General features: G+C 43.9%; 24 protein-coding genes. 12 read left to right on the top strand and 12 right to left on the bottom strand.

Annotation, left to right across the window (positions count from 1 at the left end):
* Nucleotides 1-45 precede the first annotated feature (45 nt).
* Nucleotides 46-900: a co-chaperone DjlA gene (gene djlA, locus SJY39_RS28280; RefSeq protein WP_016767779.1), complete on the bottom strand. Its 855-nt coding sequence runs from the start codon at nt 898-900 to the stop codon at nt 46-48.
* Nucleotides 901-1,049: 149 nt separating this feature from the next.
* Here djlA and lptD point away from each other — a divergent pair, with 149 nt between their 5' ends.
* The 6 genes from lptD (at nt 1,050) to SJY39_RS28310 (ending at nt 7,836) form a co-directional block, all read left to right on the top strand.
* A complete protein-coding gene (gene lptD, locus SJY39_RS28285; protein ID WP_081323873.1) occupies nt 1,050-3,392 on the top strand; it encodes an LPS assembly protein LptD in 2,343 nt (780 codons plus the stop codon).
* A gap of 43 nt (nt 3,393-3,435) precedes the next feature.
* A complete protein-coding gene (gene surA, locus SJY39_RS28290) occupies nt 3,436-4,731 on the top strand; it encodes a peptidylprolyl isomerase SurA (protein ID WP_010434450.1) in 1,296 nt (431 codons plus the stop codon).
* Entirely contained in the window at nt 4,721-5,710 is a 990-nt protein-coding gene (gene pdxA, locus SJY39_RS28295) for a 4-hydroxythreonine-4-phosphate dehydrogenase PdxA (protein WP_016767782.1), read from the top strand. Before surA ends, pdxA begins: the two co-directional genes overlap by 11 nt.
* Entirely contained in the window at nt 5,707-6,522 is an 816-nt protein-coding gene (rsmA, locus tag SJY39_RS28300; RefSeq protein ID WP_010434444.1) for a 16S rRNA (adenine(1518)-N(6)/adenine(1519)-N(6))-dimethyltransferase RsmA, read from the top strand. The genes pdxA and rsmA overlap by 4 nt, the downstream gene beginning before the upstream one ends.
* Nucleotides 6,523-6,620: 98 nt before the next feature.
* The gene (apaG, locus tag SJY39_RS28305; protein ID WP_016767783.1) at nt 6,621-7,001 is read left to right on the top strand and encodes a Co2+/Mg2+ efflux protein ApaG; all 381 of its coding nucleotides are present in this window, start codon (nt 6,621-6,623) and stop codon (nt 6,999-7,001) included.
* A 31-nt stretch (nt 7,002-7,032) separates the two neighbouring features.
* On the top strand, nt 7,033-7,836 hold the full coding sequence (locus SJY39_RS28310; protein ID WP_016767784.1) for a symmetrical bis(5'-nucleosyl)-tetraphosphatase: 804 nt from the start codon (nt 7,033-7,035) through the stop codon (nt 7,834-7,836).
* Nucleotides 7,837-7,913: 77 nt separating this feature from the next.
* Here SJY39_RS28310 and folA read toward each other — a convergent pair whose 3' ends face one another.
* The 6 genes from folA to rplU form a co-directional block, all read right to left on the bottom strand.
* Entirely contained in the window at nt 7,914-8,393 is a 480-nt protein-coding gene (folA, locus tag SJY39_RS28315) for a type 3 dihydrofolate reductase (protein WP_372275588.1), read from the bottom strand.
* Between the two features lie 40 nt (nt 8,394-8,433).
* The gene (locus SJY39_RS28320; protein WP_016767785.1) at nt 8,434-8,907 is read right to left on the bottom strand and encodes a threonine/serine exporter family protein; all 474 of its coding nucleotides are present in this window, start codon (nt 8,905-8,907) and stop codon (nt 8,434-8,436) included.
* On the bottom strand, nt 8,907-9,674 hold the full coding sequence (locus tag SJY39_RS28325) for a threonine/serine exporter family protein (RefSeq protein WP_010434431.1): 768 nt from the start codon (nt 9,672-9,674) through the stop codon (nt 8,907-8,909). Before SJY39_RS28325 ends, SJY39_RS28320 begins: the two co-directional genes overlap by 1 nt.
* Before the next feature lie 166 nt (nt 9,675-9,840).
* Complete coding sequence (cgtA, locus tag SJY39_RS28330) at nt 9,841-11,013, bottom strand: Obg family GTPase CgtA (RefSeq protein ID WP_010434429.1); 1,173 nt, start codon at nt 11,011-11,013, stop codon at nt 9,841-9,843.
* 325 nt (nt 11,014-11,338) lie between these two features.
* A complete protein-coding gene (gene rpmA / locus SJY39_RS28335; protein ID WP_004735905.1) occupies nt 11,339-11,596 on the bottom strand; it encodes a 50S ribosomal protein L27 in 258 nt (85 codons plus the stop codon).
* 19 nt (nt 11,597-11,615) lie between these two features.
* On the bottom strand, nt 11,616-11,927 hold the full coding sequence (rplU, locus tag SJY39_RS28340) for a 50S ribosomal protein L21 (protein WP_004740823.1): 312 nt from the start codon (nt 11,925-11,927) through the stop codon (nt 11,616-11,618).
* Nucleotides 11,928-12,195: 268 nt separating this feature from the next.
* Between rplU and ispB the strand changes: the two genes are divergently transcribed.
* A complete protein-coding gene (gene ispB, locus SJY39_RS28345) occupies nt 12,196-13,167 on the top strand; it encodes an octaprenyl diphosphate synthase (protein ID WP_016789716.1) in 972 nt (323 codons plus the stop codon).
* 100 nt (nt 13,168-13,267) lie between these two features.
* Here ispB and SJY39_RS28350 read toward each other — a convergent pair whose 3' ends face one another.
* Together SJY39_RS28350 and mdh are read right to left on the bottom strand one after the other, a co-directional pair.
* A complete protein-coding gene (locus SJY39_RS28350) occupies nt 13,268-13,459 on the bottom strand; it encodes a hypothetical protein (protein ID WP_016792996.1) in 192 nt (63 codons plus the stop codon).
* 124 nt (nt 13,460-13,583) lie between these two features.
* Nucleotides 13,584-14,519 (bottom strand): malate dehydrogenase, encoded by a 936-nt coding sequence (gene mdh, locus SJY39_RS28355; protein WP_010434414.1) that lies wholly within the window; start codon nt 14,517-14,519, stop codon nt 13,584-13,586.
* Nucleotides 14,520-14,870: 351 nt separating this feature from the next.
* Between mdh and argR the strand changes: the two genes are divergently transcribed.
* The 4 genes from argR to SJY39_RS28375 all read left to right on the top strand — a co-directional run bounded on the left by argR (nt 14,871) and on the right by SJY39_RS28375 (nt 20,030).
* Nucleotides 14,871-15,341, top strand: coding sequence for a transcriptional regulator ArgR (argR, locus tag SJY39_RS28360; protein WP_010434411.1), 471 nt, complete (start codon nt 14,871-14,873; stop codon nt 15,339-15,341).
* 343 nt (nt 15,342-15,684) lie between these two features.
* Entirely contained in the window at nt 15,685-16,653 is a 969-nt protein-coding gene (locus tag SJY39_RS28365; protein ID WP_010434410.1) for a TAXI family TRAP transporter solute-binding subunit, read from the top strand.
* Between the two features lie 252 nt (nt 16,654-16,905).
* Nucleotides 16,906-19,485 (top strand): TRAP transporter permease, encoded by a 2,580-nt coding sequence (locus tag SJY39_RS28370; RefSeq protein WP_010434408.1) that lies wholly within the window; start codon nt 16,906-16,908, stop codon nt 19,483-19,485.
* Nucleotides 19,486-19,592: 107 nt separating this feature from the next.
* Nucleotides 19,593-20,030, top strand: a complete 438-nt coding sequence (locus tag SJY39_RS28375; protein WP_010434405.1) for a universal stress protein — start codon at nt 19,593-19,595, stop codon at nt 20,028-20,030.
* A 73-nt stretch (nt 20,031-20,103) separates the two neighbouring features.
* Here the strand turns inward: SJY39_RS28375 and SJY39_RS28380 are convergent, their stop codons facing one another.
* Nucleotides 20,104-21,105, bottom strand: a complete 1,002-nt coding sequence (locus SJY39_RS28380) for a D-2-hydroxyacid dehydrogenase (RefSeq protein WP_016792995.1) — start codon at nt 21,103-21,105, stop codon at nt 20,104-20,106.
* A 34-nt stretch (nt 21,106-21,139) separates the two neighbouring features.
* Nucleotides 21,140-21,874 carry a bifunctional tRNA pseudouridine(32) synthase/23S rRNA pseudouridine(746) synthase RluA gene (rluA, locus tag SJY39_RS28385; RefSeq protein ID WP_016788306.1) on the bottom strand — a complete coding sequence of 245 codons (735 nt, stop codon included), beginning with the start codon at nt 21,872-21,874 and terminating at the stop codon, nt 21,140-21,142.
* Nucleotides 21,875-22,030: 156 nt separating this feature from the next.
* Between rluA and SJY39_RS28390 the strand changes: the two genes are divergently transcribed.
* Nucleotides 22,031-23,308: an NRAMP family divalent metal transporter gene (locus tag SJY39_RS28390; RefSeq protein WP_010434396.1), complete on the top strand. Its 1,278-nt coding sequence runs from the start codon at nt 22,031-22,033 to the stop codon at nt 23,306-23,308.
* A 110-nt stretch (nt 23,309-23,418) separates the two neighbouring features.
* Here the strand turns inward: SJY39_RS28390 and rapA are convergent, their stop codons facing one another.
* The gene (gene rapA / locus SJY39_RS28395) at nt 23,419-26,328 is read right to left on the bottom strand and encodes an RNA polymerase-associated protein RapA (protein WP_010434393.1); all 2,910 of its coding nucleotides are present in this window, start codon (nt 26,326-26,328) and stop codon (nt 23,419-23,421) included.
* Nucleotides 26,329-26,465 lie beyond the last annotated feature (137 nt).

Consider the following 26,465-nt stretch of genomic DNA (forward strand, 5'->3'; position numbering starts at 1 on the left):
AATAAAAAACCGAGTAACTTTGTTATTACTCGGTTTGGTGTTCGATTACTTAAAACCTTTGACCTTCTTTATCAGGTCATAAGCATTTTGAATTTCTTGCGATTTTTCTTTCGCAACATTCATCATCTCAGGCGGTAAGCCCTTCGCCATCAGTTTATCTGGGTGATGCTCATTCATCAATTTACGGTAGGCTTTCTTCACCTCTTTACCATCAGCACTTTCACTCACACCAAGAACCTTATATGCATCGCCAAGCTGGTTCTGTTGCGAAGCCTGTTGCCAACCTGATGATTGCCCATGGCCTTGATTCCCCCCAAAGCTTCCACCTTGCTGTTGGAAACGGAACGCTGCTTCCTGCATCTGCAAGCGGCGCTCTAGTTGCTCTGCCGAAAACCCTAGGCCTTGAGCTATCTTATGCAGAACCTGACGCTCACTCGGGTGCAAGCTTCCATCAGCAAACGCAGCAGAGACTTGTAGCTCTAAAAAGAACTGCAAAAGATCAAAACGACCACCCGATGAGATTTTTACACGCTCAAGTACGTCGCTCAGAGGGAAGTCGCTCTCTTTTCCATCTCGGAATGCATCTTGCGCCGCTTTGCGCTGTTCGCCATGCAGGTTCATGCGTTCCATCATGGTAGAAGCGAGTTGAATCTCTTCCGGCGTTACCTGCCCTTTCGCTTTAGCAACGTGCCCCATAACCGCAAAGGCGGATTTAAAAAACTCGTTCTGTCTTTCTGCTTGGCTTGGACCTCGACCAAAACCAGAACTATTGAAACCAGATTGGTTCAATCGGCGAGCTTTATCGAATTGGTGCCCTAAAAATAGGCCAAAAACTAAACCAAGCGGCCCTCCAAATAGAAAGCCAAAAAAAGCGCCCAAAATTTTGCCAAATATTTGCATTATGTGTTCTCTATCTATGAATTTTGTCTGAGTAATGCTGTCTGATGATGCTGAATGCTAATATTTCCTTTATCATAAGGAAAATGGTTTATTAATTGGATTGATACTAGATCAACCCTTCATCTAGTGACACAGGATAGTTCAACTTCATGCAATGTTTTTCCCGCACCTTGTTAGCCGCGTCGATAACGACAGCGTTATACGTGTCGACAACTCAAGCTGAAACAATTACCGATAGTAGTGTGCAGGAAATGCCCTCTATAGATCAATGCTTGATCGAGCCCGCTGCAGAAAACGAGACACAGCTACCCGCTCATGTTGAGTCAGATCGCTTAGAAGCTATCAATGGTGACAAAGCAATATATTCAGGAGATGTAAGAGTTACGCAAGGAAATAAAACCATTCTTGCTGACAATGTAACTCTACACCAACAAGAAAACATCGTTGTAGCTGAAGGCAACGTAAACTTTAGTGATGGTCAAATCAAGTCAGTGTCAGACAGAGCAACGAATAATCTGACTACAGATGAAATGACGCTAGAAAATACCGATTACGAATTTCTTTGCGAGCCAGGGCGCGGTAATGCAGTCTACGTATCTAAGACGGGCAAAGCAGTTTATGAAATCGAAGACGGTTCCATTACCTCTTGCCCTATTGGCGACAACGCCTGGCGCCTAAGAGCATCAAGTATCAGCGTCGACCAGAACGAAGAACAAGCTACTTTTTATAATCCACGCTTTGAGATCCAAAGTGTCCCTGTTTTTTACTTACCGTATTTAACCGTACCAGTCGGTGATACACGTAAAACCGGTTTCTTGTATCCAACCGTGTCATACGGTTCTAGCGATGGTTTTGAAGCGGAGATTCCTGTTTATTGGAACTTAGCTCCAGACTACGACTTGGAAACCACCTTCAAGTATATGCAAGAGCGTGGCACTCAACTTAACAGTAAATTCAGATACTTGAGTGACTTCGGTTCAGGCAGCCTCGAGTCTGAATATTTACCAGACGATCAAAAGTACACAGACAAAGGCGATCGTTGGGGTTTCCAACTAGAACATTCAGGAATATTTCAGCAATCTTGGTTGTTCGAAGTCGATTACTCTAAAGTCAGTGATATTGATTATTTTACGGATATGAGTTCAGGAATCGGTAGTCGTGAAGATGGACAATTACTTCAAGAAGGGCAAGCAACTTACCGTTCTCAAAACTGGGATGCATCAGTATTGGTCCGAGACTTCCAAGTCCTCACAACAAGTAATAACTTGCCTTATCGCTTAATGCCACAACTTGAGTATAACTATTATGCTCCTGAGGTGATGGATTACCTAGACTTCGATTTAATCAGTCATGTTTCATTATTCGATACAGACGCCTCGGGCAAGCCATCCGCAACTCGTGTCCACGTTGAACCTGGTATTACGATTCCTGTCGGCAACACCTGGGGTACGTGGACAACAGAAGCTCGATTACTTGGTACTTATTATCAACAGGATCTTGATGGTGTTGACACTGGTTCTGGTTCCGATTACGAAGGCCTAGAGGAATCGGTAAGTCGAGTGATTCCTGAGTTTAGAAGTCACGCTGGTATCGTTCTAGAAAGAGATACCAAGATAGTCAACAACTACACTCAAACACTCGAGCCACAAGTACAGTACCTGTATGTTCCCGAACAAGATCAAAGCGATATTGGCCTTTACGATACAACGCTACTACAGACCGATTACTACGGCCTATTCAGAAGCCGTAAATACAGTGGTGTAGATCGTATTGCAGCGGCAAACCAGATAAGTTATGGCGCGTCATCTCGATTCTTTGATGACGAATATAAAGAACGTCTTAATATCTCTTTTGGTCAAATTTTTTATTTCGACAAAGACACAAAGCAAGCTCTGAGCAGCAGCGAAGACTCGGGCGAAAAAACCAATTATTCATCTTGGGCTATTGAAATGGACTTCAACTACGATGATTATCTGTTCTACCATGGTGGCGTGCAATACGACATTGACTCAGCTTCAATGCAACTTGCCAACAGTACACTTGAATACCGCTTTGCTGGTGGTTATATACAAACCAACTATCGCTATGTTACGGAAGAATATATTGAGGATAATGTAGGCGAAAGTATCGATGTTGGGTCAATAACTCGTGATGGTATCTCTCAAGCCGGTTTGCTTGGTGCTTATCAAATTTCGCGGAAGTGGAATGCCAGTGCTCAATACTTCTATGATTTAACGACACAAGAGAATCTAGAGTGGTTGGCTCGCTTGAACTATAAATCGGATTGTTGGTATATCGGATTTACGTATAGCAACCAGTTGACAAATAATATTAGTGATCCAAATACTACACCTGAATATGAAAATAACTTTGGTGTGAATTTCGGTATTGTTGGCTTTGGTACTAATCTAGGCTCTGATTCAGGCGCAGTTGGGGATAGTAGTTCAGACAACTCTCTAAGTTACGGTCGCCCATTCTTCTTAAATAATTAATTCTCTTTATTGATAAAACATCAGTAAATTTAAAGGACTACACATGACATTGTGGAAACGCACATTAATCGCTATCGCATCGGCTTGTACTTTATCTGTAAGCTATGCTGCGCCAGTTGAACTCGATAGCGTAAAAGTGATCGTTAACGAAGGCGTAATTTTACAAAGCGATATCGACGCTTCAATGAAGACGTTACGTGCAAACGCGAAGAAAAGCGGTCAAACATTACCATCACAAGACGTGTTGAATGAACAAGTTCTAGAAAAATTAATCATTGATACGATTCAAACTCAAGAAGCGGAACGTATTGGCGTTCGTATCGATGACGCTCGACTTGACCAGGCAATTGAAGGTATCGCGAAAGACAACAATCAAACGGTAGAGCAACTTACCGCATCGGTTGCAGAAGAGGGCCTTAGCTACAATGCATTCCGTGAGCAAGTAAGAAAAGAAATTGCAGCCAGTGAAGCTCGTAACGCCTTAGTTCGTCGCCGCATCAACATTCTTCCAGCTGAAGTCGATAACCTAGCAGACATCTTAGCGCAAGAAACTAACGCGACCGTTCAATACAAAATTGGACACATTCAACTTCGCTTTAACGATGACCAAACAAAGGAAGAGCTAGAAGCTCAAGCTAACGATTTAGTTGAAGAGCTAAACTCAGGTAAAGACTTCAGCACCATGGCTTATACTTACTCTAAAGGCCCGAAAGCACTACAAGGTGGTGATTGGGGTTGGATGCGAAAAGAAGAGATGCCAACCATTTTTGCAGACCAAATCAAAATGCAAAACAAAGGCAGCATTATCGGTCCTTTCCGCAGCGGTGTTGGCTTCCATATTTTAAAAATTGAAGACGTAAAAGGCTTAGAAACCGTTGCTGTTACCGAAGTTAATGCACGTCATATCCTGATTAAACCTACCGTAATCCTGAGTGATGACGGTGCCAAAGAACAACTTGAAGAAATCACTCGTCGCGTGAACGCTGGTGAAGCGACCTTTGGAGAGCTTGCTCAGCAGTACAGCCAAGACCCAGGTTCTGCAGTTCAAGATGGCGAACTAGGTTATCAAACGCCTGATTTATATGTTCCAGAGTTCAAACACCAAGTAGAAACTCTTCCTGAAGGGAAAATCAGCGCACCATTTAAAACGGTTCACGGTTGGCACATTGTTGAAGTATTAGACCGCAGAGAAGTTGATCGTACGGATTCTGCTTTGAAGAACAAAGCTTACCAAATACTATTTAACCGCAAGTTCAATGAAGAAGCTGGCGCTTGGCTACAAGAAGTAAGAGCAAGTGCCTTTGTTGAAATGGTTGAGGACGACCAAAATGACAACTAAACGCCTTGTCATTACCGCAGGTGAACCCGCAGGGATAGGTCCAGATTTAACTCTGGCTTTGTCTCAAGAAAGTTGGCCTCATCAACTCGTGGTGTGTGCCGATAAAAATTTACTCGCGCAGCGAGCGGAAATGTTAGGGATTGAAGTTGAGCTGTTGGATTACGACCCAATGGCGCCTAAGCAACCCCAACGCTCTGGTACTTTAGTAGTGAAACACGTTCCATTAGCTGAAAGCGCCATCGCAGGCCAACTCAACGAAGCTAACGGTCATTACGTATTAAATACTTTAGAAACCGCCGCAATTGGCTGTATGAATGACGAATTTGATGCTATTGTCACCGGCCCTGTTCACAAGGGTGTAATTAACCGAGCTGGCGTTGCTTTTAGCGGTCATACCGAGTTCTTTGCAGAGAAGTCCAATACACCACTCGTGGTGATGATGTTGGCAACTGAAGGGCTGCGTGTTGCATTAGTCACAACGCACATCCCACTAGCTTATGTATCTCAAGCTGTGACCGAAGACAGATTAGAGCAAATTATTGCGATTCTGAATAAAGATTTGGTCGAAAAGTTTGCAATAGAGAAACCAACTATCTACGTGTGTGGCTTAAACCCACATGCAGGTGAAGATGGTTGTTTAGGCCGTGAAGAAATAGAAACCATCACCCCTACGCTAGAAAAAATTCGCCAGAAAGATGGCATCAATTTAGTTGGCCCATTGCCAGCAGATACCATCTTTAATGAAAAATATTTGCAAGATGCAGATGCTGTTTTAGGTATGTATCACGACCAAGTACTCCCTGTATTGAAATACAAAGGGTTTGGTCGCTCAGTGAACATCACACTAGGCTTACCGTTTATTCGTACATCAGTCGATCACGGTACCGCCTTAGACTTGGCAGGGAAAGGCCAAGCCGATACAGGGAGCTTTAGAACAGCGCTCACGCACGCCATTGAATTAGTAGAGAAAAAGCAATGAGAAATGATGTCCACTTAGGGCACAAAGCGCGTAAACGTTTTGGTCAAAACTTCCTTAACGATCCATACATTATAGATGGCATCGTATCGAGTATTAACCCACTACCAGGCCAAAACTTGGTAGAAATTGGCCCTGGTCTTGGTGCTATTACAGAGCCTGTTGGCAAACTTGTCGATAAATTCACAGTAATTGAACTGGATAGAGATCTTGCTGAACGTCTGCGTAATCACCCTGATCTTGCTGAGAAGTTAACGATCTATGAAGGTGATGCAATGAAGTTCGATTTCGAACAACTTGTTAAGCCAAACAACAAGCTACGTATCTTCGGTAACTTGCCATACAACATCTCTACACCATTGATGTTCCATCTTTTTGAGTTCCATAAAGATGTGCAAGACATGCACTTTATGCTTCAAAAAGAAGTGGTGAACCGCCTAGCAGCAGGCCCTGGCACTAAAGCTTATGGTCGTCTAACAGTCATGGCTCAATACTACTGTAAAGTGACACCAGTGCTAGAAGTACCACCAACAGCATTCGTTCCGCCACCAAAAGTAGATTCTGCTGTCGTACGCCTTCAGCCATATGAAGTGCTGCCTTATCCGGCAAAAGATCTTAAATGGTTGGACCGCGTATGTCGCGAAGGTTTTAACCAACGTCGCAAGACAGTACGTAACTGCTACAAAAGCTTAATCAGTAAAGAGGTGCTTGAAGAGTTAGGGGTAAACCCTGGCATGCGCCCTGAAAACCTGACGCTCGAACAGTTTGTCGATATGGCGAACTGGTTGCATGACAGTCACAACACTGAAAAATAAGTCAAAAGGCTCCTACACTACGGTGAGGGGCCTGTTTTTTATGTAAAACTTTTATAGGGTCTTTTGCCCTTAGCATACCAACAACAAAAGGTGCGAATATGGATATATCTACGCCTTGTATCAAATGTCAGGTTCACTCTAAATACATAGAGGAACAATCTGAACCTACGAAGAACCGCTACGTCTTCGCTTACATCATTACCATCAAAAACCTCAGTAAAACAACGGTACAACTTATGTCACGTCGCTGGCTAATTACTGACTCCAACGGTAAACAACTCACTATTGAAGGTGATGGTGTGGTTGGGCAACAACCTGTGATTGAAGCCAACGATGAATATACTTACACCAGTGGTACCGTCATCGAAACTCCTGTGGGTGTTATGCAAGGTCATTATGTTATGACTGATCACAAAGGCATCGATTTCATAACTGAAGTCGACCCGTTCAGGCTCGCCATCCCTAACATTCTTAATTAGTACACACCTCTACTACTTACAGGAAATTATTTTGTCGAATTACATTGTCGGAGACATTCAAGGGTGCTTCGACGAACTTCAGTTGCTGCTTGAAACTATCAGTTTTGATAAACACAAAGATACTTTATGGGTCGCTGGTGATTTAGTCGCTCGAGGTCCTAAATCATTGGAGACACTACGCTTTATTCGCAACCTTGGTGACGCAGCTAAGGTTGTATTAGGCAATCATGACTTGCATCTACTTGCGGTTTCCTTAGGGCTATTTTCGGCTAAGCCAAAAGATAAAACTCAAACTATCCTTGATGCAGAAGATAGGGAGACGTTACTTGAGTGGCTAAGGCAACAACCTTTAATTCAGGAACATTCAGAGTTCGTAATGTCTCATGCAGGTATCTCACCGCAATGGGATCTAGAACGAGCACGTATCGAAAGCCGAGAAATAGCTGACTTATTAAAATCAGAACAATGGCAATGGCTTATCGAGAATATGTACAGCAATACGCCTGATTTATGGCATCAAGATTTAGAAGGCATTGAGCGCTATCGCTATGCGATCAACAGTCTGACTAGAATGCGATTTTGCTTTACTGATGGTCGACTTGATATGGCCTGTAAACTTCCACCAAACGAAATTACCGTTGAGCCTTTGGTACCTTGGTTTGACCTTACACAACGTATAGAACTGGATAAGACGGTTTTATTTGGACACTGGGCTGCATTAGAAGGCTACTCAGGGAAAGATGTGATAGGTTTAGACACAGGGTGTGTTTGGGGAGGACAATTGACGGCACTGCGCTGGGAAGACAGACAGTTTTTTACTCAAGAAGCACTATAAAAACACGAAAAAATCATGCTTGCGATATAGCTAAATAGCGCAAGCATGCATCAAGATATTACGAATTAAACCTCAATCTAACGTTCGAGAATAACAAACTCCATGTTGTGCTTATTCTTCTCATCCGATTGATAAGTCTCACTAAAAACTTGCTTCCAACCCTCTCCCCACTCAGGGAACTGAGTATCTCCATTAACAACGAAATCGATGTAAGTCAGGTACAGTTTGTCAGCTTTAGGTAAGCAACTCTCATAAATTGAACCGCCACCAATAATCATCACTTCATCAGCATCATTTAGCAGTTCTAATGCTTGTTCAATCGAAGTAACTGTCGTCACACCTTCAATCTCTAAGTTTTCATCGCGGCTGATTACGACATTCAATCGACCAGGTAGAGGACGTCCAATAGAGTCATAGGTCTTACGTCCCATCACGACAGGTTTACCCATGGTTGAGCGCTTAAACCATGCAAAGTCCGCAGGCAAATGCCAGGGCATCTGATTATCTTTACCGATTACACGATTGTCTGCCATTGCCGCTATCATACTGATGATCATAAATCGAAGGTCCTGTCCTTACTTGAGAGTGAAATTGAAGCTAGACGATAGGTCTACGGCGGTAGAATAACAGGCCGGGCACCGCTAAGCCAACCGCAAGCCCTGCGATAATAAACATCGATTTCAAAAAGTTCTCCATCAACAAGGCCAATAACTCCGGGTTGTATCCTGCCCGGTTAATTTCAACCATGGCAATCATCGCCTTAAAGGCAAACACACCAGGTACCATGGGAATCAGTGCTGCGACGGTAAACACTTTAGGGTGTGCCAAGAGCTTATGTGACCAATGGACTCCAATCATCCCTACCAATGTAGCCGCGAAGAACGTCGCCCACTCAATAGGTATGCCGAAATGCATCATTAAATAACGGCTACCGTGGCCAATAGACCCTCCGAGAGCACAGTAGATCAACGCACGTTGTGGTACGTTAAAGACCAATGCAAAGCCGACGGCAGGTATCGCCGCAAAAAACATATCGTTCAGAAGGCCTACCAATAATTCAAAGATAGTCATTAGCTTGCCCACCCCCACACGTCTGAAAGGCTCATCGCTGCAACAATACCTAAGCTTGTCGCTAGGGTTAATAGACTGGCCATGGTAAAACGAGCCAACCCCATATTGATGTGGCCTTTAAGCATATCCGCAACAGAGTTAATCAAGGGAAAACCGGGCACTAGCATCAATACTGACGAAGCCATCACGATGGTGGGTTGACCACCAATATTGTAGAGCACCGCCTGAGCAGAGATGGTCGTAGTAACGAATGCCGTAATGGCAAAATTTAGTAGTGGGTTAAAGTGACGGTGACCAATCTCTTGTCTTACGATCATGCCGCAAGCGGATGCAATAAAGGTCATGATAAACACGTGCCAATCGCCGCCAGCAAGATGGCTAAAAGAAGCACATGATAATCCAATCATCACTACAACTAGCCAACGGTTATAACGTTCAGGGCTGATCCCTTGGATCTTCTTGTAAGCTAAATCATAATCAAGAATCCCTTTCTCCATCATGATACAAACACGTTGAATCTCTGTTATCACCTGCATATTAATGCCACGATCAGCACAGCTTCTAGTTGTCGTTATACAATGGTCATCCATTACTGTTGTCACGACCAACGCATTGGCTGACAGTGCAACTTCAACCTCATTCACCCCACAAGCGATACCGATACGGCGCATAATATCGCCGACTAATGTGCTCTCTGCACCATGTGCTAGTAACATTTGTCCTGATTGAGCGACGAGTCTTGAGATCGCTCTTTGCTTCGATGCCATGATTTCCTTCCCATAGGCGTTAATTATCTAAAGATAAATTTTGCATAAAAAATAGCGAGACGTCATGATTTAGATACAAAAAAACCGCAATTTTCATTGCGGTTTAATAAAACTATCAGCGTATCTTAGAAAAAGCGACTAAAGTGAGCATAAGAAACAGCGAGGATTAGTCACGAACGTAGATAACATGACCGTCATCTTCTTCGTCATCCCAATCATCCCAGTCGTCGTCATCTTCAGTTACGACGTTCTTACCGCTCATTGCATCTTTATGGTAGTCATCCCACATAAAGTTAACTTTTTCTTCTTCTTCAATTGCTTCAACTTCACGAGGTAGGTTCTCCATGAACTCACCCAGTTTAAAGCAAAGATCTTTAGTGCCGATTTTGTTCACTGCAGAAATCTTGAAGTACTCGCCTTCCCAACCTAAAGCTTCAACGATTTCTTGAATTTTTTCGTCAGCTTCTTCTTCAGGCATTAAGTCAACTTTGTTAAACACTAACCAACGTGGTTTCTGTGCAACTTTTTCACTGTATTGCTCAAGCTCATCAATGATCGTCAATGCATTCTGAATAGGATCAGAGCCGTCAATCGGCAGAATATCGATCATATGCAGAAGAACACGACAACGCTCAAGGTGTTTCAAGAAGCGAATACCAAGGCCTGCGCCATCAGCTGCGCCTTCGATTAGACCAGGAATGTCGGCAACAACGAAACTCTTCTCAGGAACGACACTCACCACACCCAAACTTGGGATCAACGTAGTAAATGGGTAATCAGCCACTTTTGGTTTCGCAGCAGATACTGAGCGAATAAAGGTAGATTTACCTGCATTTGGTAAGCCAAGCATACCAACATCAGCCAATAGAAGAAGCTCTAAGCGTAGTTCTCGAACTTCGCCTTTAGTACCCATTGTCTTTTGACGAGGAGCACGGTTAACAGACGACTTAAAGCGCGTGTTACCAAGACCATGCCAACCACCTTTACCAACCATTACTTTCTTGCCGTGTTCAGCAACTTCAGCAACGATTTCATTAGTGTGAATGTCAACAGCACGAGTACCTACAGGTACTTTCAGTGTAATATCTTTACCACGTTTACCAGTACAGTTGCCACCGCGGCCATTCTCGCCACGTTCAGCGCTGTAAAAACGTTGGAAACGATAATCGATCAGTGTATTTAAGTTTTCATCAGCTTGAATGTAAACATCACCGCCGTCACCACCATCACCGCCATCAGGACCACCTTTAGCAACGAATTTTTCGCGCCAAAAGCTGACTGTACCATTACCGCCATCACCGGCTTCTATTTTTACTGATGCTTCATCAACGAATTTCATTTTTTAACTCCGCACTTACGTTGCGTTACCACTCATCAAGGAGTGATATAAATTCTAGCAGATCCGAGTTTAGATCGATCACCTAAGATCTAGATCGATCTGCAATCAAGGAACAAATAAGGAGAGGTTCTTTGCTTTACGTGTTTTAAAAACCAAGCTGCTTTTTAAAAACCGAACTGTTTATCAAAAAGCCATACAGCTTCTCAAAACCCAAGCCAGAGCGTCTACTTTTTTATTCTCGCTATAAATAAAAAACCCTGCCGAATCGGCAGGGCTTTTGAATTCAGCTTGAAAGCTAGTATAAATAATCTAGTTAAAGATTAAATTACTCAGCTTCGATGCTTACAAACTTGCGGTTTTTAGGACCTTTTACTGCAAATTTCACTTTACCTTCAGTAAGAGCGAAAAGAGTATGGTCTTTACCGATGCCAACGTTTGTGCCAGCGTGGAATTTAGTACCACGTTGACGAACGATGATGTTACCTGCAAGAACAGATTCACCACCAAAACGCTTAACACCAAGACGTTTGCTTTCTGAATCGCGGCCGTTATTAGTAGAACCGCCAGCTTTTTTATGTGCCATTGTTAAACTCTCCTAATACTTAAGCGTTAATGCCAGTGATTTTCACTTCTGTGAACCACTGACGGTGACCAGCTTGCTTGCGAGAGTGCTTACGACGACGGAACTTAACGATTTTTACTTTATCGCCACGACCGTGTTGTACTACTTCCGCAGTAACCTTACCACCTTCTACAAGAGGTGCACCAACAGCGATTTCTTCGCCGTTAGCAACAAGAAGAACTTTATCAAATTCAACAGTTGCACCAGTTTCAACGTCTAATTTCTCTAAACGAAGTGTTTGACCTTCGCTTACTCGGTGTTGTTTGCCACCAGATTGGAAAACAGCGTACATATTTTACTCCGCTTTTTCCGCACAGCCTATGGTTGTTAATTGTACAACTCGGGTGTGCGCTAAACTAATCAATAGGGCGCAGATTCTACGGGAATCATGGCGCTATGACAAGCCATATTTTTAAAATATTGGCGAAAACATGTTCGCCAAAGAAAAGTGCGGCAATGATGCCCTTAAGTGATGTATTAATCAACGTTTTTTAGTGTATTATTCAACAATTAAATACAACGTATAAGCCTTACAGGGTCTAACTTCAGCCGGATGAACAATGGATTTTAAAGCTATCCAAACGCTTACTGCCAATGATATGGCAAAAGTGAATGAAACAATTCAAGCCCAACTTAATTCTGACGTAAGTTTAATCAACCAGCTTGGTTTTTATATCGTTAGCGGCGGTGGCAAACGCCTACGTCCTTTGCTTGCTCTTTTATCTGCTCGTGCTCTTGGTTATCAAGGTGAAGCTCATATCACCTCTGCGGCCTTTATTGAATTTATTCACACAGCAACTTTGCTTCATGATGATGTCGTCGACGAATCGGACATGCGACGTGGTAAAGCGACAGCCAATGCTGCTTTCGGTAATGCCGCTAGCGTTTTAGTTGGAGATTTTATTTACACTCGCTCATTCCAGATGATGACAACGCTAGGATCTTTAAAGATCCTCGAGCTAATGAGTGAAGCGGTAAACGTGATTGCCGAGGGTGAAGTTCAACAATTGATGAACTGTAACAACCCCGACACCACAGAAGAAAGCTACATGCAAGTCATCTACTCTAAGACAGCTCGCCTGTTTGAAGCTGCAACACAAATCGGCGCAATTCTCACAGAGTCGTCACCTGAAATCGAAACAGCAATGCAGAACTACGGTAAATATCTAGGTACCGCATTCCAACTGATTGATGATGTGATGGATTACACAGCTGATGGTAAAGAGATGGGTAAGAACGTTGGTGACGATCTTGCCGAAGGCAAACCAACACTGCCTCTACTTTACGCAATGCATAATGGCTCTCCAGAACAAGCAAGTATGATTCGTGAGGCTATTGAAAAAGCCAATGGCATGGAACGTCTTGACGATATTATGGCTGTTATGAAAGAAACAGGTTCTTTGGAGTACACTACAAATAAAGCTTATGAAGAAGCAGATAAAGCCATAACTGAGCTTGCTGTGCTTCCTGACTCAGAATATAAGCAAGCATTAATTACGCTCGCACATCTTGCTGTTAAACGTAGTAAGTGATTCCGACGTCATTAGCAGTAGAATAACGACACGCTATAAATAGACAAAAGAGCCTCAGGGCTCTTTTTTGGTTTTAACGTCTTGTGCGAGTTAAAGCCAATCAATATCTGCTCGACTTTAGAGATAACGGCTGCTCAGTTTCAATTTCTTCAAGCTCAGCCATTGGCACTGCGTACTGGAATTGTCCGCTGTAAGTCTCCACTAGGGCAAATTGTTCTTGTTCATCAATAACCAATATTTTCCCCAAACGCCCTAAATATTCGACATTCATTCCTTTTTGAACACTAGACATAACTTTTCCTCTAACTTAGCTATAGAGACCGTTACGAATCGCTTGAGCTAAAGGATCAAAAAAGCCGATCACAAGGATCGGCTTTCGTTAACTGTCTTTTTAGCAGAGTTTAGTTATCTATCACTTATTTAGCGAATTCAACACCAATCTCAATATCGCCATTTAACGTTTCTAGCATGCTGTCTAGTGCGTTGCGTTCGAAGTCGCTCAACTCACCGTAGCTAAGGATCGCTTCTGCGCCCTCTTTGCCAAGTTTAACTGGTTGTGCGAAGAATGGTGCGTGCTCGCCTTCGCCTTCAACGTATGCACACTCAATCACGTTCTCTTCGCCTTGAAGCGCTTTCACTAGAGCAAGACCGAAGCGACAAGCCGCTTGACCCATAGATAGAGTAGCACTACCGCCACCCGCTTTAGCTTCAACAACTTCAGTACCTGCGTTTTGGATACGAGTCGTTAGCGCTGCGATCTCTTCATCAGTGAACTCTACGCCTTCAACTTGAGAAAGAAGAGGAAGGATCGTAACACCTGAGTGACCGCCGATAACAGGAACACGAACATCGCCTGGATCTTTATCTTTAAGCTCAGCAACGAACGTTTCAGAACGAATCACATCAAGAGTCGTAATACCGAATAAACGACGCTTGTCGTAAACGCCCGCTTTCTTAAGTACTTCAGCAGCGATTGGCACTGTTGTGTTTACTGGGTTAGTAATGATACCAACACAAGCTGTAGGACAAGTAACTGCAATTTTCTCAGCTAGAGACTTAACAATGCCAGCATTAACATTGAAAAGATCCGCACGATCCATACCAGGCTTACGAGCTACGCCCGCAGAAATAAGTACAACATCCGCACCTTCTAGTGCTGGTGTTGGATCTTCGCCCGCATAACCTTTGATCGAAACAGGGGTTGGGATATGGCTAAGATCGGCAGCTACACCCGGTGTTACCGGTGCAATGTCGTAAAGTGCAAGATCTGAACCAGCAGGTAGACGGTTCTTAAGTAATAGGGCTAGGGCTTGACCGATGCCACCAGCGGCACCAATAACAGCTACTTTCATTGTTATTCTCCTTGAGAGCTTTCTCTTATAAATTCTTTGTAGGGTAGTTCTTGAGCTAGATTAAGGCTAAAAAGCTAAATTATCGTTAAAAAACTATATTAATCACAAAGTGATTACAATCAATTAACGCCAGCTTTGCGACTTCGCGCAAGTCAATAAAACCGTGCTACACAGCGAGTTCGCATTATGGCGATAATCGACTGAAATAACAAAATAACTCGTCGCAAATAACACATTATTCTATTAAAAATTTACAGTGATATGACTAACAAATTACTGGGATACTTTGGCTAAAATTGAATATGTATGCGAGAATATGCAAATATCTTTGTTAATGAATAAGAATGACATATGCGCAATACAGAAAAACAAGACAACTTAGTTCGCGCTTTTAAAGCTCTATTAAAAGAAGAACGTTTTGGTTCGCAAGGTGAAATTGTTGACGCCCTCAAACACGAAGGTTTTGAAAGCATCAACCAATCCAAAGTTTCGCGTATGTTAACCAAGTTTGGTGCTGTTCGAACTCGCAATGCAAAAATGGAGATGGTTTACTGCCTTCCAGCTGAACTTGGTGTTCCGACAGTTTCTAGCTCTTTAAGAGAGTTAGTACTAGATATTGACCACAACAATGCATTAGTTGTGATACACACAGGCCCTGGTGCTGCACAACTTATCGCTCGTTTATTAGACTCATTAGGTAAGTCAGAAGGCATACTGGGTGTAGTCGCAGGCGATGATACAATCTTCATCACCCCAACCTTGACGGTCACCACTAAGCAATTGTTCGATTCAGTATGCGAACTGTTTGAATACGCTGGCTAATTGTTCCCGGTTTCATAACTATCAACCGTACTAATGGATCATGAATATCTATTTACTTCGTGATCCAAATCACATCCTAGAATATATCCCCCCTCCCCCTGTTATCTACACTAAACCATTGATTTTAAAAAAATCAGTAGCAAATTAAACACGATATCTAAGCCTCATTTGTTAGATTTATTAGCTATATCTTTTAACATTCGAGTAATTTTCTGCCAATTTTTGATATTATTCAGACACTTTTTCATCACATGGATTGAAAAAGGTGCCGTTTCCAAATAGGAAACTCCAGAAACAACTACACTTGTTTCAGGGTTAATAATGAATAAAGGAAGGGAAATTCATGGCATTTACCAAACTGATTAAAGTTGGTGCTATTGCAGCTGCTGTAATGGGCGCTGGCGCAGTTAACGCTCAAGAGTTCATCACAATAGGTACTGGTTCAGTTACAGGTGTTTACTACCCAACTGGCGGTGCAATTTGTAAGCTAGTGAACAAGGGCCGCAAAGACCACAACATCCGTTGTTCTGTAGAGTCTACTGGTGGTTCAATCTACAACGTTAACACCATCCGTGCTGGTGAACTTGATTTCGGTGTTGTTCAATCGGACTGGCAATACCACGGCTACAACGGTACAAGTAAGTTCAAAGATCAGGGCGAATACAAGAAACTTCGCGCTATGTTCTCTCTACATACAGAACCGTTCAACATCATCGCTCGCACCGATGCTGGTATCAACAATGTTGCTGACCTTGCTGGCAAGCGTGTAAACATTGGGAATCCAGGCTCTGGTGATCGTGCAACCATGGGTGTTGTAATGGACGCTATGGGTTGGACTAACGACAGCTTCAAGCTTGCTTCTGAACTAAAAGGTTCTGAGCGCTCACAAGCACTTTGTGATAACAAGATTGATGCATTCATCTACATGGTTGGTCACCCGAACGGATCAATCAAAGAAGCAACAACGTCTTGTGATGCAAAACTGGTTTCAGCAACAGGTCCACAGATCGACAAGATCGTAGCTGAAAACCCATACTACGCTTACAGCACAGTTCCTGCTGGCATGTACCGTGGTACAGACGCTGACGTAAACAGCTTTGGTGTTGCTGCAACAATGGTAACGACTTCAGACGTTTCTGAAGAAGTTGCATACAACGTTGCTAAGGCAGTATTTGAAAACTTCGCTACATTCAAACGCCTGCACCCAGCATTTGCTAACTTGAAGAAAGAAGACATGGTTAAAGCGGGTATCTCTATCCCACTTCACCCTGGCGCAGTAAAATACTACAAAGAAGTAGGTCTTCTAAAGTAACTCTACTTTAAGCTTACTCTACCAATAAGGAGGCATGCCCTCCTTATTGGCTTTTCACGTTTATAAAAATAACCCAAGTGAAAAGAGCAAACCTTTAAGTTTCTCCAATTTGGAGAACTTACCTTCGTATCAAGCCTAAGACAAAGACGAACAAAAACGCATTTACCTGTCAGTTCACTACACTAGATAAGGGATAAATAATGTCTCGTTGTTCGTAAGAAAGGCAGACCATCAATAATAAGGATAAAGTACATGACGCAGACAACAACACCGTCTCCAGATGTGCAAGAAATGGTGGCACAATCAGATACTGGTGCGCGTAGCCCTCACGGTATCCAAGGCCGTATTTTATGGTTTGTGCCTCTATGTTGGTCACTGTTCCAACTTTGGTATGCATCTCCGCTGCCGTTCATTTTTAACTTCGCAATTTTAAACGATACTGAAGCTCGAGCAATTCACCTTACATTTGCTATTTTCCTAGCCTTTACCGCTTATCCAGCCATGAAAAATTCGCCTCGGGATCGCATCCCTGCTGTCGACTGGATATTAGCGCTTGTTGGTAGCTTTTCAGCTTCTTATATCTATATTTTCTACACTGAACTCGCTGAACGTTCGGGCGCACCAACAACATTTGATATTGTTGCGGCCGTTTTCGGAATGATTCTACTGCTTGAAGCAACACGACGCGCTTTAGGTCCACCTCTTATGGTTGTGGCAGCAGTATTCCTACTTTACACCTTTGGCGGCCCTCACATGCCAGACGTTATTGCCCACAAAGGTGCGAGCCTAAACAAGGCAATGTCGCACCTGTGGCTAACAACTGAAGGTGTATTCGGTGTTGCACTTGGCGTATCAACATCATTTGTATTCTTGTTTGTACTGTTTGGTGCAATGCTAGAACGAGCAGGCGCCGGCGCTTACTTTATCAAAGTCGCGTTTTCCTTACTTGGCCACATGAAAGGCGGCCCAGCGAAAGCAGCCGTTGTCGCTTCTGGCCTATCCGGCCTGGTTTCAGGCTCATCTATCGCCAACGTGGTAACCACAGGTACCTTTACTATCCCGCTAATGAAGCGTGTCGGTTTCCCAGGTACTAAAGCAGGTGCGGTAGAAGTCGCGGCTTCAACGAATGGTCAATTAACACCACCTATCATGGGTGCAGCAGCCTTCTTGATGGTTGAGTATGTGGGTATTTCTTACGTAGAAGTAATCAAAGCAGCACTATTGCCCGCTCTAATCTCTTACATCGCTCTGATTTACATCGTTCACTTAGAAGCATGTAAAGCGGGCATGACTGGCTTACCTCGCCGTCACACACCGACACTTGTACAAAGCCTACTTTCCTTCACGGGTACCATTCTTGGGCTATGTGTGATTAGCGCTGCGGTTTATTACGGTGTAGGTTGGACAAAAGATGTCTTTGGCGATGCTGCAACACCAATCGTAACAGTAGCGCTATTGATCGCTTATGTTGCCCTCGTTCGCGTATCAGCAAAGTACGCCGCTGAAGGCGGCATGGAAATCGATGCTGAGCTTACTGAGGTTCCAGACCCAGGCCCAACGATTAAATCAGGTCTTCACTTCTTACTACCGATTGTCGTACTAGTATGGTGTCTAACCGTTGAGCGCTTCTCTCCGGGTCTATCTGCATTTTGGGCAACAGTTTTCATGATCTTCATTTTGATCACTCAACGTCCTTTGATGACTCTGATGAACAAATCGAACGATCTTGCAGAACAAACCAAAGCGGGCTTCGTTGACCTCGCAGAGAGCTTGGTTTCAGGCGCACGTAACATGATCGGTATCGGCGTAGCGACAGCGGCTGCTGGTACCGTTGTAGGTGTAGTAACTCTGACCGGTATCGGCCTTGTTATGACCGATTTCGTTGAATTTATCTCAGGCGGTAGCATCATTCTTATGCTGTTGTTTACCGCGGTAATCAGCTTAATCTTAGGTATGGGCTTACCAACCACAGCGAACTACATTGTTGTTTCAACCTTGATGGCTCCGGTCATTGTTACCCTGGGCGCAGCACACGGCCTAATCATTCCATTGATTGCGGTTCACTTGTTTGTGTTCTACTTCGGTATTCTTGCGGATGATACACCTCCAGTAGGTTTGGCAGCCTTTGCTGCCGCCGCGATTGCGAAATCAGACCCAATTCGCACTGGTATTCAAGGTTTTACCTACGATATCCGGACCGCGATATTGCCATTCATGTTTATTTTCAACACCCAACTACTGTTAATGGGGATTGATTCTTGGTGGCACTTAGCGCTGACTATCTTCTCCTCTGTTACTGCAGTACTTATCTTTGCAGCAGCAACACAAGGATGGTGGTTTACTAAGAACAAGTGGTGGGAAACATTACTGCTGTTGATTCTAACCTTCTCTTTCTTCCGCCCTGGTTTCTGGTGGGACATGATCTATCCAGAGAAAGTTCTTTCACCAGGAGTTGAGATCGCTCAAATCACAGAGAATCTATCTGTGGGACAATCACTTGAATTGAGAGTAGGTGGTGAAAACTTAGAAGGTAACTATTCTGAGAAGACAGTTCGCCTTCCGTTTGAAGATTCTGCAACAACAAGTGAAGACCGTATTGCTTCAATGGGCTTAATGCTGACACAAGCTGACGACAAAATGATTGTTGATATGGTTGAGTTCGGTAGCCCTGCAGAAGCCGCTGGTATTGACTTTGATTGGGAAATTAAATCCGTTATCCAAGATGCAGATCGACCAATGAAAGAGTGGGTGTTCTTGCCTGCCCTACTGATTTTGATTGGTTTAGCAATGAACCAAAGAAGGCGTGCTCGTAAGGATGAGATTAGCGCGTAATGGATAGAGCCAAGTAGCGCTCTACTCTATTTGGCTTTTTTACTACATGGAAAAGATAATTACAGCGTTTGGTGTTTACTTAGCGCTGCTCAAAAAGAGACGAATACATGTATAGACAGATCCTTGTTCCCGTAGATCTTAACGACAAAGGCTTTTCAGACAAAGCTGTCGAGCTAGCGGTATGGCACGCAAAACACAGCAATGCTGAGATCCATATTCTGAACGTACTACCTGGCATTCACATGTCGATGGTTGCGTCTTACTTCCCAAAAGATGCGGCGAACCAAATGAAGCTCGATGTTAAAAATCAGCTGAAAGAGTTTGCCGATAAGCACATCGATGATGAAGTGGTGTATAAGGTTCATGTTGCCGAAGGCAAAACCTACACAACGATCCTAGATTACGCTGAAAAACTTGGTGCCGACCTTATCGTCATGCCTAGCCACAAGCGTTCAAAAATCGACAAAGTTGTACTGGGTTCAGTCGCGAGTAAAGTCGTACAGAACTCACCAATCAATGTGTTAGTAGTTAAGCCTCAAGGCTAACCCGTTCGATAAACGTTAAGATAAACACCTAAAAAGGTTGGCCTAAAAGCCAACCTTTTTGTTTCTGCAACGCTTAATTAGCGTCCATGAAGACACTCATATCATGAATGAACTCACTCACTAAGTTCTGTGGCTTACCCTCAACAAATGCCTCGATGTTATCCATTAAGATATCCGACAGTTTTTGAATTGAGCTGTCACTGCCCCATGCCACGTGAGGCGTTAATAGTAAATTGGATAAGTGACTGTTAGCCAATAGTGGATTCGACTTGTCCGCAGGCTCTTGTGTAAACACATCCATACCCGCACCTGCAATCTGATGATTGACCAAAGCCTCAACCAAAGCTTGTTCATCGACAAGCCCTCCACGCCCCGCATTAATTAATACCGCACTTGGTTTCATCATTGCTAGCTCTGGCTCTGAAATCAAATTGCGAGTTGCTTCGGTTAACGGACAATGTAAGCTGATCGCATCGGCTTGCTGTAAGACAGCATCGAAAGGCAGATACCCTTCTCGACAAGAATCAGCCCCTTTACGTTCTGCGAAGATCACTTTCATTCCAATCGCTTTAGCCAGTGCGGCAGTTGCTTGTCCTAAGCTCCCACTGCCCATTAAGCCCAATTTACTGCCTGCGATATCTTGAATCGGATGGGTAAAGAAACAGAACTGTTTATCCTTTTGCCACTCACCAGCTTCAATATCTTGATGGTAACCAACGAGATTACGCTTTAACGCAAATAGCATCGCGATTACATGTTCGGGCACCGATTGAGTCGCATAACCTTGGATATTAGCCACTGCTATGTTTTTCTCATTGCAGTAATCAACATCAACGTTATTCACACCCGTCGCAGAAACCGCTATTAACTTAAGTTGTTGTGCTTGAGATAAATTGTCTGCGTTGAGCACAACCTTATTGGTGATAATCACGTCCGCGTCCAGGACTCGCTCTGCAACTAGATCGGGAGCTGTAAAATCATACTCCAACCACTCATGTTCAAAGCTGAGCGGTTTTAAATGGATTTGAGATGGGATGGTGGCTCTGTCGAGAAAGACCACTTTCAACTTCGGCATTGTACGTCCTTGAGTTTATGTCAATTGAGTCATTCTAAGCTTTTAGCTTACTGTAGTCTGGAAGCTCTGGCGCAATTTCAAAGTGCTGTTCAATTTGCGCTCGTGCTTGAGGATAAAAGTCACAAGGGACAAAGGCTTTGAATAATTGATTGGTGCTCGGATGATAAAAACTCAATTCACAAGCGTGCAAAGCTAACCTATCGCTATAATTAAACGCATCTGACGTTGCGTAAAACTCGTCGCCTACAATTGGATTCCCTAGCGCCATGCAGTGCACGCGTAACTGATGGGAACGACCCGTAATAGGAAGTAACTTCAACAGTGTGGTTTGAGGCTCTTGTTGTTCGACGATATAACGAGTCTGAGAGGGTTTTCCATCCTCGAAGCACACTTTTTGTCTCGGTCGATTTGGCCAATCACAAATGAGTGGCAGATCAATCAAACCTTCTGCTTTTTCCAATCGGCCCCATACTCGCGCGTAATAGAGTTTGTGTGTCAGTCGATATTGAAACTGCTTCTTCAAATGACGCTCAGCTTGTTTGTGTTTAGCGAGCAGCATCAAGCCCGATGTCGACATATCCAAGCGATGCACCACCTGAATATCTGAAAAATCCACGACTAGGCGACTCCACATACTGTCGTAATGCTCTGGTAACCTCCCAGGAACTGAAAGTAAGCCAGCAGGTTTATTTACCACAAGAATATCGTCATCTTGATAAACAATATCAATCCAGGGGTCACGCGGTGGTGCGTAATGTTCTAACGCCATTCTAGCCTCTAGTTACTGTTAAATAATAACTTATGGTCAAGTTGTTTATTAAAAAATACAATTTAAGTCTTTTTTGTACATAAAAGTTGACGACCTTACAAAACATGGTATTGATAGGGGAACGGAAAATAAGAAGTCAGCATCAAAGGAAAAATGATGGAAAGTACGGTTAAAACTACAACAACAAAAGCACAAACCTCTGCTCCCCTATCAACGTTAATTCGGTCTCTTGGCCCAGGTATTATGATGGCAGCAGCTGCTGTGGGAGGTTCACATTTAGTTGCATCCACTAAAGCTGGTGCGATATATGGCTGGCAACTTGCCGCTCTTATTATCCTCGTGAACCTATTTAAGTACCCGTTCTTTAAAGCCGGCATCCAATATACATTGGGAACGGGTCAAAGCTTGGTGGAAGGTTACTCTAACTTAGGTCGCCCTTACCTTGTGATCTTTTCTATTTTGAGTGCTATTTCAGCCGTTGTGAATACCGCAGCCTTACTGTTATTCAGTGCAAGCTTACTTAGCTACTTTGTTCCTTTTGATTTGGCCACCAGCACATTGTGCATGATCGTTTTAGCGACATGCTTAATCATTCTATTCGCCGGCCATTATCGCGCTCTCGACACGCTATCTAAATCGATCATGGCGATACTGACCATCACAACCTTAGCGGCAGTCGCCATTGCGATTGGCTCTCCCGTTGAACCTGATGCGGCTTTTGTTCCACCGTCGCCTTGGTCATTGGCTGCTATCGGCTTTATCGTGGTAACCATGGGTTGGATGCCAGCTCCTATCGAGATCTCAAGCATCACTTCTATGTGGCTAAAAAGCCAAAAAGAGAAACAAGAAGTGACCGCTCAATCAGCCCTGTTCGATTTCAATGTCGGCTACATTGGTACAGCACTGCTTGCTTTAGTATTCGTTGCTTTAGGTGCGCTAGTCCTTCACGGTTCAGGTGTTGAACTGTCTCGCTCTGGTGTTGGCTTCACTCATCAATTGGTGGGTATCTACGCTTCGACGATTGGTGAATGGTCTCGTCCATTAATCGCTCTGATCGCATTCTTCTGTATCTTTGGCAGCACCATTACCGTTATCGATGGTTATTCACGCGTGCTTGCTGAATCACAACGTCTATTGCTTAAAAAAGAAAGCAGCCCAAAAATGCTACAGGGTTGGATCGTCATCGTCTCTCTCGCAGCACTCTCCATCGTGATGTTCTTCAGTGCTGCTTTAATGCCTATGCTTGATTTCGCGATGGTACTTGCTTTTGCAACTACGCCATTCTTCGCATTGCTTAACTTCATCTTAGTCAGTAAAACAAAGCTTCCAAAAGCGCTCGCGATTGGCACTAAGCTAAAATGGTTGTCTGTCGCAGGTCTTATTTACCTATTTGGTTTCCTAGCCGTATTTGTTTGGTGGAAATGGTTAATGTAATTCCTTTACCATTGCACCTTTCAACAATCAAAACACCTTTCAAACGCTAGATAAAAAGAAGGCCTTCATCATGAAGGCCTTCTTTTGTTAAAGCATTTACTAATTCAAAACTAGTTGTGAGAAACCACTATCAAACGTAGTGAATCTAATTGAACCTGAGCTTTGCTGATGTAACCTGTCAGTTCATTGATTTGAGCTTCGATAACCTCTAGCTCTTCATCACGAATATTAGGGTTCACGGCTTTAAGCGCTTGTAGACGCTCTAATTCACCGTTCAGGTTAGTCTGCATATCTCGTTGAGCCTGTTCACGCACTTCTTCCACTTTAGGAAGTACGTGCGTCTCACCCGCTTCAATTAGCTTGTGAATCTCACCTTGTACCGAGTTCACTAGCTTGCTCGCTAAGTGACGGTTTACAGGGCTTAGTTGACGGTTAAAGCTGTCGAACTCAACCTGAGCAGATAAATCGTTACCACGGCCATCCATCATCAAACGAATTGGCGTCTTAGGTAAGAACTGGCTGATACCGCTGCGCTTTGGCGCTTGCGCATCCACAAGGTAAACCAACTCGAGCAAGATAGTACCCACTGGCAGCGCTTTGTTTTTCAGTAGCGATACCGCTGATGCACCGACACCTTCACTCAGTAGCAGATCAATACCGCCCTGAATCATTGGGTGTTCCCAGCTAATGAAGTTCATGTCTTCACGAGACAGCGCAGTATCACGATCAAACGTAATCGTTGCCCCTTCATAAGGTAAACCTGGATAGCTTGGCACCATCATGTGCTCAGACGGCGTTACAACTAGCGCATTTTCACCCTTGTCATCTTGGTTCAGGCCAATGGTGTCAAACAGGCTCAGAGCAAAAGAAACTAGGTTAGTGTCGCCATCAGTAGACGCGATCTTTTCTGCAATCTCATGAGCTTTATCGCCACCATTTGAATGCATCTCTAGTAGGCGATCTCGACCCTTTTCTAAATCTGATTTCAGGCTTTGGTTTAGCTTCGCTGACTCTTCAATCACTTCATCCAATTGCTCTGTGTTACCAGAAGCTAGCATCTCGATAAGAACATCTGAGTACTTGTCGTAAACCGTGCGACCGGTTGGGCAAGTCTCTGCAAACGCATTCAAACCTTCATCGAACCAACGCGCTAGAATCGCTTGTGATGTACCTTTTAGGTAAGGAACATGAATGTCGATATCTCGAAGCTGACCGATACGGTCCAAACGACCAATACGTTGCTCAAGCAAGTCTGGGTTGAACGGTAGATCAAACATCACAAGTTGGTTAGCGAACTGGAAGTTGCGACCTTCAGACCCGATTTCACTACAGATAAGCACCTGAGCACCGCCCTCTTCTTGAGCAAAGTAAGCCGCCGCTTTATCTCGCTCTAGAATCGACATGCCTTCGTGGAATACGGTTGCACGCACGCCTTCACGTTCACGCAGTGCTTGCTCTAATTGAAGAGCCGTACTCGCACGCGAAGCGATTACTAGGATCTTTTCGCTGCGCTTGTCTTGGATCTTTTCAATCAACCAGTTAACGCGTGAATCGAACTGCCACCAGCTTGAGTCTTCACCTTCAAACTCTTGGAAGATCTCTTCTGGATACAGCATCTTCATCGCACGAGCTTCAGGAGCCATCTTGCCGCCGATCATGCCAGATACGCGCATCGAAGTTGTGTACTGCGTTGGAATTTCCATCGGCAGTAAGTTTACATTACGCTTAGGGAAACCTTTGATTGCAGCACGTGTGTTTCTGAATAGAACACGACCTGTACCATGGCGATCCATAAGGTTATCAATCAATTCTTGACGAGCTAACGCTTGCTCTTCTTCGCTGCTATCACCTTCAATGATGCGGAACAAAGGCTCAACATCTTGCTCAGAAAGCAGTTCAGTAATCTGGTTCTTCGCGCTGTTTTCAAGCTTCACGCCAGAGAACAGTGCAGTAACTGCATCAGCAACCGGTGCGTATTGGTCTTCTTCTTCAACGAATGCTTCGTAATCGTAGAAGCGATCAGGATCCAGAAGACGCAGACGTGCAAAGTGGCTCTCACGACCAAGCTGCTCAGGCGTTGCTGTCAGTAGCAGTACGCCAGAGGTATTTTCAGCCAAACCTTCAACCACTTGGTATTCGCGACTTGGTTTGTCTTGGCTCCACTCAAGGTGGTGCGCTTCATCGACAACCAACAGATCCCACTCACCCTCAAGTGCTTGTTCGTAGCGCTTGCGGCTCTTACGTAGGAAATCCAAAGAACACAGAACATATTGTTGTGTATCGAATGGGTTATCTGATTCTGCAAAGGCTTCAATACAACGCTCTTCGTCAAAGATAGAGAAGTGCAGATTGAAACGGCGCATCATCTCTACTAACCATTGGTGTTGCAGAGTTTCAGGTACCACAATAAGAATACGTTCAGCACGGCCAGACAAAACTTGTTGGTGGATGATCATGCCCGCTTCGATGGTTTTACCTAGACCCACTTCATCGGCCAGCAAAACACGTGGAGCGTGACGACGACCCACCTCATGAGCAATATACAGCTGATGAGGAATTAAGCCTGCTCGCATACCACACAAGCCACGCATTGGGCTCTTGTGTTGTTGATATTGATTGCTTAGCGCGCGGTAACGCAACACAAAGTTATCCATACGGTCGATTTGGCCCGCATACAGTTTGTCTTGCGGCTTATTAAAGCGGATTTGATTGCTTAAGAAGATTTCACGCAGAGTCACCTCTGTTTCTTGAGTATCTTCACGCGTACCTAAATACGTCAGCAGCCCTTTATCTTCGATAATTTCTTCGACAGATAAAGACCAACCTTCTTGGCATTCAATGACATCGCCTACATTAAACGTTACTCGGGTTACGGGAGCATCAGTACGTGCATAGACACGGTTTTCTTCTGACGCTGCAAACATTAGTGTCACTGTACGAGCATCCATTGCTACAACGGTACCTAAACCTAAATCGCTCTCCGTATCGCTTATCCAGCGTTGCCCCAAAGCAAATGTCATGAATCGACTACCTCAATCTTATAGTTGGAATTTGGTCATTTGAACTGCAATTTAAACAAGAGCGTTATCGCTCCTGCATTAAAAATATAGCCAAAAATGCCTAGTTTGCAGCCACTTTTTAAGTGCGCTCTCGATAA

The sequence above is a fragment of the Vibrio sp. R78045 genome, from assembly GCF_042466085.1.
GTDB lineage: Bacteria > Pseudomonadota > Gammaproteobacteria > Enterobacterales > Vibrionaceae > Vibrio > Vibrio cyclitrophicus.

Excerpts from the sequence above, each read along its gene's own strand:
- rsmA (WP_010434444.1), top strand. The coding sequence starts at position 5,707 with ATGAGAAATGATGTCCACTTAGGGCACAAAGCGCGTAAACGTTTTGGT.
- SJY39_RS28320 (WP_016767785.1), bottom strand. The coding sequence starts at position 8,907 with ATGACTATCTTTGAATTATTGGTAGGCCTTCTGAACGATATGTTTTTT.
- rpmA (WP_004735905.1), bottom strand. The coding sequence starts at position 11,596 with ATGGCACATAAAAAAGCTGGCGGTTCTACTAATAACGGCCGCGATTCA.
- djlA (WP_016767779.1), bottom strand. The coding sequence starts at position 900 with ATGCAAATATTTGGCAAAATTTTGGGCGCTTTTTTTGGCTTTCTATTT.
- SJY39_RS28350 (WP_016792996.1), bottom strand. The coding sequence starts at position 13,459 with ATGTCTAGTGTTCAAAAAGGAATGAATGTCGAATATTTAGGGCGTTTG.
- SJY39_RS28390 (WP_010434396.1), top strand. The coding sequence starts at position 22,031 with ATGGAAAGTACGGTTAAAACTACAACAACAAAAGCACAAACCTCTGCT.
- SJY39_RS28380 (WP_016792995.1), bottom strand. The coding sequence starts at position 21,105 with ATGCCGAAGTTGAAAGTGGTCTTTCTCGACAGAGCCACCATCCCATCT.
- apaG (WP_016767783.1), top strand. The coding sequence starts at position 6,621 with ATGGATATATCTACGCCTTGTATCAAATGTCAGGTTCACTCTAAATAC.
- lptD (WP_081323873.1), top strand. The coding sequence starts at position 1,050 with ATGCAATGTTTTTCCCGCACCTTGTTAGCCGCGTCGATAACGACAGCG.
- surA (WP_010434450.1), top strand. The coding sequence starts at position 3,436 with ATGACATTGTGGAAACGCACATTAATCGCTATCGCATCGGCTTGTACT.
- pdxA (WP_016767782.1), top strand. The coding sequence starts at position 4,721 with ATGACAACTAAACGCCTTGTCATTACCGCAGGTGAACCCGCAGGGATA.
- rplU (WP_004740823.1), bottom strand. The coding sequence starts at position 11,927 with ATGTACGCTGTTTTCCAATCTGGTGGCAAACAACACCGAGTAAGCGAA.
- SJY39_RS28370 (WP_010434408.1), top strand. The coding sequence starts at position 16,906 with ATGACGCAGACAACAACACCGTCTCCAGATGTGCAAGAAATGGTGGCA.
- rluA (WP_016788306.1), bottom strand. The coding sequence starts at position 21,874 with ATGGCGTTAGAACATTACGCACCACCGCGTGACCCCTGGATTGATATT.
- mdh (WP_010434414.1), bottom strand. The coding sequence starts at position 14,519 with ATGAAAGTAGCTGTTATTGGTGCCGCTGGTGGCATCGGTCAAGCCCTA.
- SJY39_RS28375 (WP_010434405.1), top strand. The coding sequence starts at position 19,593 with ATGTATAGACAGATCCTTGTTCCCGTAGATCTTAACGACAAAGGCTTT.
- SJY39_RS28325 (WP_010434431.1), bottom strand. The coding sequence starts at position 9,674 with ATGGCATCGAAGCAAAGAGCGATCTCAAGACTCGTCGCTCAATCAGGA.
- cgtA (WP_010434429.1), bottom strand. The coding sequence starts at position 11,013 with ATGAAATTCGTTGATGAAGCATCAGTAAAAATAGAAGCCGGTGATGGC.
- folA (WP_372275588.1), bottom strand. The coding sequence starts at position 8,393 with ATGATCATCAGTATGATAGCGGCAATGGCAGACAATCGTGTAATCGGT.
- rapA (WP_010434393.1), bottom strand. The coding sequence starts at position 26,328 with ATGACATTTGCTTTGGGGCAACGCTGGATAAGCGATACGGAGAGCGAT.
- SJY39_RS28365 (WP_010434410.1), top strand. The coding sequence starts at position 15,685 with ATGGCATTTACCAAACTGATTAAAGTTGGTGCTATTGCAGCTGCTGTA.
- ispB (WP_016789716.1), top strand. The coding sequence starts at position 12,196 with ATGGATTTTAAAGCTATCCAAACGCTTACTGCCAATGATATGGCAAAA.
- argR (WP_010434411.1), top strand. The coding sequence starts at position 14,871 with ATGCGCAATACAGAAAAACAAGACAACTTAGTTCGCGCTTTTAAAGCT.